This window comes from Streptomyces sp. NPDC052687 (genome assembly GCF_040678395.1).
Taxonomy (GTDB): Bacteria; Actinomycetota; Actinomycetes; order Streptomycetales; family Streptomycetaceae; genus Streptomyces.
The window spans coordinates 1-10,016 of the sequence record NZ_JBFATR010000086.1 but is presented as its reverse complement, the minus strand read 5'-3'; the positions used below and the strand labels follow the sequence as shown (position 1 = coordinate 10,016).

The 10,016-nt window shown below is 72.0% G+C and carries 10 protein-coding genes; 5 read left to right on the top strand and 5 right to left on the bottom strand.

The features are described 5' to 3' along the window. Window positions 1-91: 91 nt before the first annotated feature. The 3 genes from AB0K92_RS33000 to AB0K92_RS32990 form a co-directional block, all read right to left on the bottom strand. Window positions 92-640, bottom strand: coding sequence for a phosphatase PAP2 family protein (locus AB0K92_RS33000; protein ID WP_365928959.1), 549 nt, complete (start codon window positions 638-640; stop codon window positions 92-94). A gap of 62 nt (window positions 641-702) precedes the next feature. Then, on the bottom strand, window positions 703-1,707 hold the full coding sequence (locus tag AB0K92_RS32995; protein WP_365928957.1) for a MerR family transcriptional regulator: 1,005 nt from the start codon (window positions 1,705-1,707) through the stop codon (window positions 703-705). Between the two features lie 6 nt (window positions 1,708-1,713). Further along, complete coding sequence (locus tag AB0K92_RS32990; RefSeq protein WP_365928956.1) at window positions 1,714-2,379, bottom strand: HEAT repeat domain-containing protein; 666 nt, start codon at window positions 2,377-2,379, stop codon at window positions 1,714-1,716. Window positions 2,380-2,521: 142 nt separating this feature from the next. Here AB0K92_RS32990 and AB0K92_RS32985 point away from each other — a divergent pair, with 142 nt between their 5' ends. Both AB0K92_RS32985 and AB0K92_RS32980 read left to right on the top strand, forming a co-directional pair. Beyond that, complete coding sequence (locus AB0K92_RS32985) at window positions 2,522-3,358, top strand: metalloregulator ArsR/SmtB family transcription factor (RefSeq protein ID WP_365928955.1); 837 nt, start codon at window positions 2,522-2,524, stop codon at window positions 3,356-3,358. Next, on the top strand, window positions 3,355-3,954 hold the full coding sequence (locus tag AB0K92_RS32980; protein WP_365928954.1) for a dihydrofolate reductase family protein: 600 nt from the start codon (window positions 3,355-3,357) through the stop codon (window positions 3,952-3,954). The genes AB0K92_RS32985 and AB0K92_RS32980 overlap by 4 nt, the downstream gene beginning before the upstream one ends. A 74-nt stretch (window positions 3,955-4,028) precedes the next feature. Here the strand turns inward: AB0K92_RS32980 and AB0K92_RS32975 are convergent, their stop codons facing one another. After that, window positions 4,029-5,555 carry a ricin-type beta-trefoil lectin domain protein gene (locus AB0K92_RS32975; protein WP_365928953.1) on the bottom strand — a complete coding sequence of 509 codons (1,527 nt, stop codon included), beginning with the start codon at window positions 5,553-5,555 and terminating at the stop codon, window positions 4,029-4,031. 132 nt (window positions 5,556-5,687) lie between these two features. On the opposite strand from AB0K92_RS32975, the gene AB0K92_RS32970 reads away from it, so the two are divergent. After that, window positions 5,688-7,088 carry a cellulase family glycosylhydrolase gene (locus tag AB0K92_RS32970; protein ID WP_365928952.1) on the top strand — a complete coding sequence of 467 codons (1,401 nt, stop codon included), beginning with the start codon at window positions 5,688-5,690 and terminating at the stop codon, window positions 7,086-7,088. A gap of 77 nt (window positions 7,089-7,165) precedes the next feature. On the opposite strand, the gene AB0K92_RS32965 is transcribed toward AB0K92_RS32970, so the two are convergent. Beyond that, window positions 7,166-7,825 carry a DUF4360 domain-containing protein gene (locus AB0K92_RS32965; protein ID WP_365928951.1) on the bottom strand — a complete coding sequence of 220 codons (660 nt, stop codon included), beginning with the start codon at window positions 7,823-7,825 and terminating at the stop codon, window positions 7,166-7,168. 400 nt (window positions 7,826-8,225) lie between these two features. Here AB0K92_RS32965 and AB0K92_RS32960 point away from each other — a divergent pair, with 400 nt between their 5' ends. Together AB0K92_RS32960 and AB0K92_RS32955 are read left to right on the top strand one after the other, a co-directional pair. Further along, window positions 8,226-8,987, top strand: a complete 762-nt coding sequence (locus AB0K92_RS32960) for a hypothetical protein (RefSeq protein WP_365928950.1) — start codon at window positions 8,226-8,228, stop codon at window positions 8,985-8,987. 285 nt (window positions 8,988-9,272) lie between these two features. Further along, on the top strand, window positions 9,273-9,611 hold the full coding sequence (locus tag AB0K92_RS32955) for a hypothetical protein (protein ID WP_365928949.1): 339 nt from the start codon (window positions 9,273-9,275) through the stop codon (window positions 9,609-9,611). Window positions 9,612-10,016: the final 405 nt, after the last annotated feature.

Genomic DNA, 10,016 nt, shown 5'->3' with positions numbered 1-10,016 from the left:
TCGCTACGACAAGACGGCCACCATCTACCTGGCCGGCCTCCACCTCGCCGCCATCTTCATCTGGTCGGCGAGATGATCCGGAGGAAACGGCCTAGAGCACGTAGTGCCGGATCAGGCGGGGAACGCGGCGGACGAACCAGGCGCCGGCCAGGCCGACGACCGCACCGGCGGCGACGTCGCTCGGGTAGTGGGCTCCGGACTGCACGCGTTCGACGGCCACCATGGCGGCCGGAATCGCGCACAGGGCGCCCACGAGGGGCCAGGTCGGAGCGACGGCGGTGGTGAAGGCGACCGCCGCCGCGGTGTGCCCGGAGGGGAAGGACGACGAGTCCGGGCGGTCCTCGACCTCGTCGTGCGGGATCCACTCCTTGGGCGGGCGGCGCCGGTCGACCAGCTGTTTGCACACGCCGTTGGAGACCAGCTGGGCCACCGCCACGGAGGTCACTCCCGCGGCGGCCGCCGTACGGCCGCGCCGCCCGCCCTTCCAGGCCAGCACCGCGGCGGCGCCGCACCACAGTTTGCTGCCCTCCGCCATCTCCTCCACGGCGGACAGCATCTGGTGCAGGCGGGGCGAGGCACCGGCGGCGATCCGCTCGGTCAGCCGCCGGTCCGCCTGTTGAACATCTGCCAGCAAGCTCATGACCTGCGAGTCTCCCGTCGATCAGCGATCATGCCCGGGACTTCGGGCACAGCGCGACGGTGTCATCCCGTGTCGCGCAGCCGCAGCAGATACGCCGCGGTCAAAGCCACCGCGGGGTCGGTGTCGCGGGACAGCTCGGCGAGGGCGTGGGACGCCCTCTCCCCCGGGATGCCCGCCAGCGCCTGGGTCAGCCGTCCGCGCGCGGGCGGTTCGGTGGTGTCCCGGGCGAGGCGGCCGGCGAGGGCGGTGGCGATGCGGTCCGCCGTCGCGGTGTCGCCGGCCAGGACGCTGAGCGCGTCCGCGGCGTCGGTGTCGTTGCGTCCCGCCACGATCATGTCGATGAGCGTGGGGACCGCGTCGGCCACGCCGCGTGCCCCGAGCGCCAGAGCCGCGTGCCCGCGGACGGCGGCGTCGGGGTGCGCGAGGGCGTCACGGAGGTGTCCGGCGGCCTCGGCGCCGGGCATTTCCACCAGGGCCCGCACGGCGCGTTCGCGCACCGCGGCCTCCGGGGCGGCGAGGCCCTCGGCCAGCAGTGCCGGGACACCGTCGTCCGATCGCGCCAGCGCCCATGTGAGGGCCCCGGCGACGTTCGGCTCGCTCTCGCTCAGTACCGCCTCGACCAGTGCCTCCACCGGCACCGGGACCTCGTCGCCGGAGGCGAGGGCGGCGCGCTGGCGTGCCTGGGGGTTCTTCGATCCCAGGGCGTGCAGGAGCGCGACGGTCTGGAGGACGTCCTCCCAGGCGCCGGGGTCCGCGGCGGAGATCCGGTGCAGCCGCGTCAGCAGTTCGGTCTCCGCGGCGATGCGCTCGCGGGTCCGGCGGATGAGGTCGTCGACGAGCGCGGCGGGCGTGAAGCCGGGGTCGTGCAGCGCGCGTCCGATCTCGCGCAGCGACAGTCCCAGCGACCGCAGGCTCTCGATGTGGAAGATCCGCTGGATGTCCTCCGCCGAGTACTCCCGGTAGTTGGAGCCGGTACGGCCCGAAGGACTCACCAGACCGAGCGACTCGTAATGCCGGAGCATGCGGGCACTGACCCCGGACCGTCGCGCCACCTCACCGATCAACACGTCCCATCATCCCTCGCGGCCGGTGGCGCCGAGGGCCACGACGCGTTTCGCCTCCTCGATCGCGAACTCGAATCCGGTCTCCGGGTCGTTCAGCAGCCGCCGGGTGGCGAGCGCGTGGGCGCGTACGCCCGGGTCGGGGGCCGTCGTCGCGGGCTGCAGGGCCGGGACCATCGCGTCGCCCAGCGCGACCAGTGCCCGGCTGAGACTCAGCTGCGTCTCCCGCTCGCCACGCCCGAGCTGCGTCACCAGCACCTCGGCGAGCGCGGACTCCTCGCCTTCCGGGACGAGGACGACCGCGGCCCGCCACGCGGCGCGCGCCACCTCGTCGTCGGCGTCGGTCAGGAGCGGCCGGGTGATCGCCGGCCACGCCCGCCGGTCCCCGATCTTGGACAGCGTGTGCAGCGCCTGGCTCCTGGCCTGCGCGTGCTCCGAGTGGAGTTCGCGCAGCAGCGCGGGCAGCGTGCTGGACACCGGGTGCCGGGTGAGCGCCCAGGTCAGCGTGTCGCGGACGAAGAACTCCGGCTCGGTCGCGCATCGTTCGACGAGCGTGTCGACGAAGCGCGGGTCAGGCGTCGTACCGGCCGCCAGAGCGGCCCGCAGCCGCACGGACGCCTGGCCGTCCTCCAGCTCCCGCAGCGTTCGGGCGGTCGTGTCCTGTCTTGTGGTCGTCACCGAGACCACCTCCTCGGCAAGCAGTGAAGAGCTTGCCACCGTGTCAAGGTCAAACAGACCGGCACGGGCCTGGACCGACTGGTCTCGACTGCCCTCCAATATTCCTTGACGCGAATATTCCATGTGAGGAATACTCACGCTCATGGAACGGATCGCAGCAGCACTCGGGGACTCCGCCCGGTGGCGTCTCGTCGAGCTCCTCGCCGAGCGGCCCCGCTCCGTGGGCGAACTGGCCGAACTCACCGGGTTGCGGCAGCCGCAGACCACCAAGCACCTGCAGACCCTCGCCCGCGCGGGCCTCGTCTCGGTGTTCCCCCTCGGGCAGCGCCGCGTCTACGCGGCGGAGGCGGCGCCCCTGGCCGCTCTGGGGGGCCGCCTGCGGGAACTGGCCGGCGCCATCGAGGCGCAGGGCGGCGACCGGGACGTCCTCGCCCGCTACCGCGCCGCCGTCGAGGCGGACTCCGCCGTGGCGGACCGCAAGGGCTGGGCGGACGGCCGCGGTTTCACCTTCGAGCGAGTGCTGGCCGCTCCGCGGGACGTCGTCTGGCGCCACTGGGTAGACCCGGACCTCCTCGCGTCCTGGTGGGCACCGCCGCCGATGACCGTCACCGACTGCCTGCTGGAGCCGAGGCCGGGCGGGCGCGCCCTGCTCGATTACCGCGACGCCGAGGGGCGGTACCACTCGGAGGGGCGGGTGCACGCCGCCGAGGACGGCAAGCGCCTCGTGTTCGACCTGGCGGTGGGCGCGGCGGACAGCGTCTCGTTCACCGGCCACTACAACCTGACTCTCGCCGACGCCGAGGACGGCACCCGGCTGCGGCTCGGCCTGCGGATCACCGGGACGGCGGTCGACGCCGTGCCGTTCGTCGCCGGGATCGAGACCGGCTGGGGCCGGGTTCTCGACAACCTCGCCGACGCCGTCGGCTCCTTCCGGCGCACCACCACAGCACACACCGAGCGAAGGGAAGCGCAGTCATGAACAACCCGTCCGCACGCAGGGTGACCGCGAACATCAGCCTCACCCTGGACGGCCGTTACCACGGTCCCGCAGGCCCCGGCGACCTCGGCGCGATCGTGCCGTACGCCACCACCGAGACCGCGCGGGACCACCTCGCCCGCATACACGAGGGAGCGACGACAGCACTGCTGGGCCGGCTCAACGCCGAGGGGTTCCTGGGCTACTGGCCGATGGTCGCCGGTGACGAGAACGCCGACCCGCGTGACCGTGGGTATGCGAAGTGGCTGGTGGGTACCGAGAAGGTGGTTCTCTCCAGAACGCTCACCGAGGCGCCATGGGACCGCACCCGCGTGGTCGACGCCCCCGCCGCGGACGTCGTCGCCGAGCTCAAGGCCACCGGTGCGGGCGACATCCTGGTCAACAGCAGTGCGAGCGTCATCAAGGCGCTGCTGGCCGCCGACCTGATCGACCGGCTCCACCTCATGATCTGTCCCGAGATCGCCGGAGGCGGCCCGCGGCTGTTCGAGGACGGCCTGCCGGCGTCGAGGTGGACCCCGGCCCTTCAGGAGACCGGCGAGCTCGGCGAGATCGCCATGGTGTACGACCGCGTGCGCTGACCGCCGCCGGCGCGCCCTGGCGAGGGGTGCTCGAAACCCGGAGGCGGTGAGCTGGGGCTGCCTGGCCGCGGGGATCAGCGCGTGAACTGCTGGCGGGCCGAGCCGTCGCAGTCCTGCAACCGCAGCGGCTCGCGGGCCGCCGGCTGGGTGAGGCAGAGGCCGGGTGCCGCGGCGGGGCGGATGGTGGCGCCGTCGCGGAGGAAGGTCTGGTTGGCCGCGCCGGAGCAGTTCCAGATGATCAGCGCGGTGCCCGGGCGGTACCGGGCGCCGGGCACGTCCAGGCAGCGGTCCTGGGTGAGCTCGGTGTGGAAGGTCTGCCGGGCCGTGTCGTACCACCACCGCTGGTTGCGGGTGCCGGCGCAGTCCCAGCCGAGGACGCCGGTGCCGTTCGCGGTCTTCGAGGCGCCGACGTCGACGCAGGTGCCGGTGGCCCGGTTCCGCAGCGGGGCGAAGACGTCGTCCCAGGCGTGCGGGAACAGCGTCGGCCTGCCGGCGGAGCCGGCGTCCGCGCAGGAGGCCTCACGCAGGGACGAGGCGTAAAACCGGGTGAGGCAGGCGGCGAAGGCGGCGTGGCCGCGGGCGTTGGGGTGGAAGGACTGGCGGACGGAGTTCTCGTCCGGGAGGCCCGGCTTGGACAGGTCGATGTACAGGCCGCGGGCCCAGCTGTCGTCCATGCACACCTCGTGGCCGTGGAACAGCCGGGAGTTGTCGAGGTAGTGGGCTCCGGTCGCTGCGGCGGCCCTGCGGATGCCGCGTTCGAAGGCGGGTACGGCGGTGTCGCGGCCCCAGGCGGTGTCGGAGTCGTAGCCGAGGCCGCCGCAGGCGAGCTTGCCGGTGAAGCCGGGGTTGTCGCGGAAGTCGGGGCCGATCGGGCTCGGGTAGCTCATCAGGACGAGCCGGTAGTCGCCGTCGGCGTAACCGGCGTCGCGCATCACGGACCTCAGGTCGCGTACGGTCTGCTCGACCTTGGGCACCAGGCCGTCGACCCGGGCCTGCCAGCCGGGGGCGTACGCGGGTTCGCAGGGCCCCCGGGAGAGCAGGTAGCGCGTGACGCAGTCGGTCATGACGGGGCCGAACTGGAGGTCGTCGTTGGCGCCCGCCACGAGCAGCACCATCTTGATCCGGGTGTTGCGCGCCTTGATGGCGAGGCTGTCGCTCTGTACCGGTTCGTCGGCGTACTGGGGTGTGCCGCCGACGCGGATGTGGGCGGTGGAGGCGCCCGAGCAGGAGACGTTGAAGGTGAGGTCCGCGGGGATGCCGGTGCGGTGGACGGCGGCCTCGGGTGACCGGTGGCACCAGTTCGTGGGGCCGTTGGTCGGGGGTTCGTACGTGCCGACGCCCTCGCCGGAGATCTCGCTGTCGCCGAGCGAGATCAGCGCCGTCTTGCGCTCGGCGAGCGGGCGTTGGGCGGGGTCGCCGTAGAGCGCGATGGCCTCGCGGGCCCTGATCTCCTCCAGGGCGGGCGGGAGCGGGGTGGCGGCGGCCGCCGATGCGCCGCGGCCGGCCGCGGTGGCGGTGGTGGCGGGGACGGCGGCGGCCGTGGCCAGCATGGCCGTGACGGCGGTGGTGATGATTCCGAGCCGGTACCCGGAGCGTCTCATGGCACCTCCAGAACATGGGGTTACCCCCGGTATTTACTGGCCGGTAGCGCCCATGGGAACATCTCCGACGAGAAAAGCTGAACAAACGTCAACTTCCGCTCGTCGTGCGGACCGACGCACAGGAGGCTGCCCGTGCTGCGAACCACCCTGACGGCGAGCGTGGCGGTCGGCGCGCTCCTCGCCCCCGCGACGGCCGCCCAGGCCCACCGGGTACCGGAGGACCGGGCGCTGCCCCGGGCGGAGCTGAACACGGACGCCCTCCCCCGCCTGACCGACCGGCACGGGCGGGTGCTGACGCTGCGCGGCTGGAACGTCGAGGACAAGACGAACAAAGGCGACAAGGCCCTGTCGGCCATCACCGAGCGGCACTTCCGCGATCTGCGCGCGAACGGCTTCGACTTCGCCCGGCTGCTGGTGTTCTGGGACGACCTGGAGCCCGAGCCCGGACGCTACAGCACCGCCTACCTGAAGAGGATCGACCGCGTCCTGGGCTGGGCCGCCCGCCATGACATCGCCGTCGTCGTGGACGCCCACCAGGACGTCTTCGGGCCCGCCTTCGGCCACCGGGGCATCCCCGCCTGGGCCACCAGGACCGACGGGCTGCCCTTCACCCCGCACCCGGACGACTGGTTCGCCGAGTACTTCGAGCCCGCCGTCCAGCGGGCCTTCACCCACCTCTACGAGGACCCCGACCTGCGCCGCGCCCAGGCCCGAGCCTGGCGGGTCCTCGCCGGTCATCTCGCCCACCACCCGGCCGTCATCGGCTACGACCTCATCAACGAGCCGATGGGTGAACTACGCGCGGGCGAGGACCTGGCGACGGCCGCCCGCCGTATCGAGCGCGAGTCGCTCACCCCGATGTACAACCGACTCGCCGACGCGGTCCGCTCGGCCGACCGGGACGCCTGGCTGTTCATCGAGCCCACCCCCATCGTCGGCGAGGGCGTGCCGACCGGCCTCGGGCGCGTCGACGACCCGAAGGTGGTGTACGCGCCGCACTTCTACAACTCGGCCATGGAGGCGGGCGCCGACTACGATCCCGGCGCCGGCTGGATCGAGGCGTACGAGCGGGCCGTCGTCCAGTACGCCCGCCGGTACCGGGTGCCGGTCGTGGTGGGCGAGTGGGGCCCGCTGAACAGCTCGCTGCCGAACATGGGCCGTTTCCACCGTGACGCCATGGCCTCCCTGGGCCGGTACACCTCCGGGTGGGCGGGCTACGTGTGGTGCTACGGCGGCGGATACTGCGCCCTCGACGGCACCGGGGCCTTCCGCGCCAACAAGGAGCTGACGGCCGAGCCCTACGCGGAGCGGGTCGCCGGAACGGTCCGTGCCGCGTCGTACGACCCCGCGCGGGGCGTGTACCGGCTGGCCTACCGGGCGGCACCGCACGGCCCGCGGGTCACCGGACTGTCCTTGCCTCCGGGCACCTGGCACCTCACCGCCGACGCGGCCGTGGCGCACACGGCGCCGGGCCGGGCCTGGGTGGTGGCGGCGCCGGGCGCGGAGGTGACGGTGACCGTCCGGCGCGGCTGAGCACCGTCGCCGCCGCGGCGGGCGGCGACGGGCCGCGATTCGCTCGGGCGCGCGGTGCGCTCGGGTGCGCGGTGCGCTCAGGTGCGGGGGCACTCCTTCCACGCCACGTGGTAGACGGTGCTGATGTCACCGTCGGTCGAGTCCATCGTCATGAAGCTGACCTTGCCCGGTGAGGCCGTGCCCGCGTCGACGCGGATCTCCGTGTTGATGTTGAAGTTGCGCTGGACTCCGCACGGCGCCCACACCAGCTGCGCCCAGTCAGTGACGTCGGTGGCCTGCCAGTTGTCGTTGTAGGCGCCCGTCAGGGGGTGGTTCTTGAACGCCGTCTGCGACGAGCCCTGGAAGTAGTACGAGGCCCGTTGGACCGCGGTGGCGCCGGGCTGGAGCGAGGCGAAGCCCCGGTAGTCGGCGCTGGCGATGGCGTACGTGAAGCCCTGGGGCACGTGGACGATCAGGTTGAGCTGGCAGTTCTTGCGGAACGCCGTGGGGTCGGAGTTGCCTCCGGCCTGGGCGAGGTACGCGCTGTAGGTCACCGTGAAGGCGGTGTTGTCCTCGGAGACGGCGACGGCGGCGGTGCCCGCCGGGCAGCCGGAGCCGTTGACCGTGGCGACGTCGATGACGATCTTGTCCGGCGGCGGGTCGACGAACCCGGTGGTTGCGGTGGACGGGTTGTGCGCGGGCAGCGCGGCGGTGACGAGAGCGGCGACAGCGCCGCCCATGAGCAGCCCACCTGCCATGGTGTCTCCCCTTCGCTGGAGTCGGTGGGGGGTGGATGCGCCCGGCCGGCGGCACGGCGGGACTCCGTGAAGACCCGATGAACCCGCCGTGAAGAAGCCGGGGCGGTCGCATCGTAGGAAGCCCTCCGCGACGCGCCCAGGGAGGACTCCGGCCATTCACCCCCGGCGCTTTCACATCCCGTCGGGGCAGTCGGCCAGGTGGTGGGTGGAACAGCCGCGCTCGCACGTCTCCGCCACCCGCACAGTGGGCCGGGTGCCCGGGCGTGCCGAACTCGGGCGGGGATTGTCCGAGACCGGATTGTGATGGGCGGGTGCACAACCCCGTGCGGATGCCGGCCGTCTGTAGGGCGCTGGAGGGATATCCCTTCGGCCGCATTGCGGTACGGAGATTGGGGATCAGGTGGGGAAGCAGTTCTGGAGAGTCGTCGTGGCCGGTGGCGCGGCGGCGGTGTTCACGGCCGTGGCCGCGGCGCCGGCCGGGGCGGCCGAGGGGGGTGTCTCGTTCACCCGTGTCCAGGTGAACGACGGCAAGCCGATCGTGATCGGGGTGTCGAACGAGGTCGCGGTGCCCGCCTCCTTCCGGATGGCGACCACTCAGGCGTGGGAGTACCCAGCGGTGTACCTGTACCGCAGCGGTGGGGACGAACTGTGGCACGCCATCGAGACGAGCGACTGCATCAAGGTGAGCTCGGGCGTCTGCGACTTCAACGAGACGATGTACTTCGACCCGAGCGTGTGGGACATGCGCAACAGTGAGGCCGGGGCCTGGAAGGTCGCGGCCCGGGTGTTCTTCAAGGGCGACGGCGGTGACACCGACGACGAGGGGCTGACGGTCCATGTCAAGCGCAACTCCCGCCTGACCGTCAACGCCTCGCCCGAGCCGGTGGCCAAGGACAAGACCATCACCGTGACCGGAAAGGTCACACGGGCCAACTGGGAAACCAGGAAGTACGCCTCCTACGGAGGCCGCCTGGTGAGCCTGCAGTTCAAGCCCTCCGGCGCCGCCTCCTACACCACGGTGAAGAAGGTGTACGCCAGCAGCTCGGGTGGTCTCAGCACAACCGTGAAGGCCTCCAAGACGGGTACGTGGCGCTGGGCGTACTTCGGCAACACCACCACCGGACCGTCGACGTCGTCAGGGGACACTGTCGTGGTGAACTGACGTCCGCGTGCAGGTCTCACAGGATGACGGTCACAGCCGTGACCAGTCCCTGGACCTCGCCGCCCCCTCGCCAGGAGGCAGGCGGCGGGGTCGCCGACCCGGGTGCCGCCGTGCGTCCAGTGCATCCGGCGAAGAGGCCGGACGTGTCCGTGCCGGTGACGGTCACCGCTGGACCGTCCTCACCGACGCCTGACGCCAGCACAGGAAGCTGGAGGTCCGCAGTTCTCTGCCCGGATGTTTCACTCCGTCCGCCCCTGCGGCCCTTACGACGCTAGCGTCAAGGCCATGATCGTATGGCTCAACGGCACCCACGGCGTGGGCAAGACGACGACCAGTGCGCTCGTTCAACAGCTCGTCCCGGACTCACGGGTGTTCGACGCCGAGAAAGTCGGCGAGACGCTCATGGACATCAAGCCAGGGCCGCCCGCGACGGACAACTTCCAGGCAGCCCGCACCTGGCTGCACGCCGAGGCCGAGGTCGTGGACACCACGCACCTCACACCTGCCCAGGCCGCCCAGCAGATCACCGAGGCCCTGTCGGCCGACAAGACGGTCAGCTTGGGCAGTTTCGGCAGCTTTCACGGCACTGACGGCACGGCCGATCCCGGCGGGGCAAAGCACTGACCGAGTATCTCCGGGGTCGGACGGGATGAGCGCCGCCGCACGGCGGACCAGGCCCGGCGGGCCGGGGGGCGTGTGTGGGCCGACTCAGGCTGTGGGCCACCGGCCCGGGCCGGCCGGCGACGGTGTGGCAGCGCTATGGACGCCGCCCTCTCCGGGACAGGACGAGCACGCACCCGGTGGAATTGCCTGGTGCAGAGCTGGCCGGCAGACCCCCCTGGCATGACGCTTCTGTGCACCACTGATGACAGGTGTGAGGCCGATCACGGCGGGGTTGCCGGGCGGCGGGCGGCCGTGGCGCTTCGCGGATGCCCCTAGGCCGTTTCCTTCGGATCATCGGATCGTTGGTCTGGGTGTGTCGTTGACTGACGCCCAGTGGGCACGCATTGAGCCGTTGCTGCCGGACCG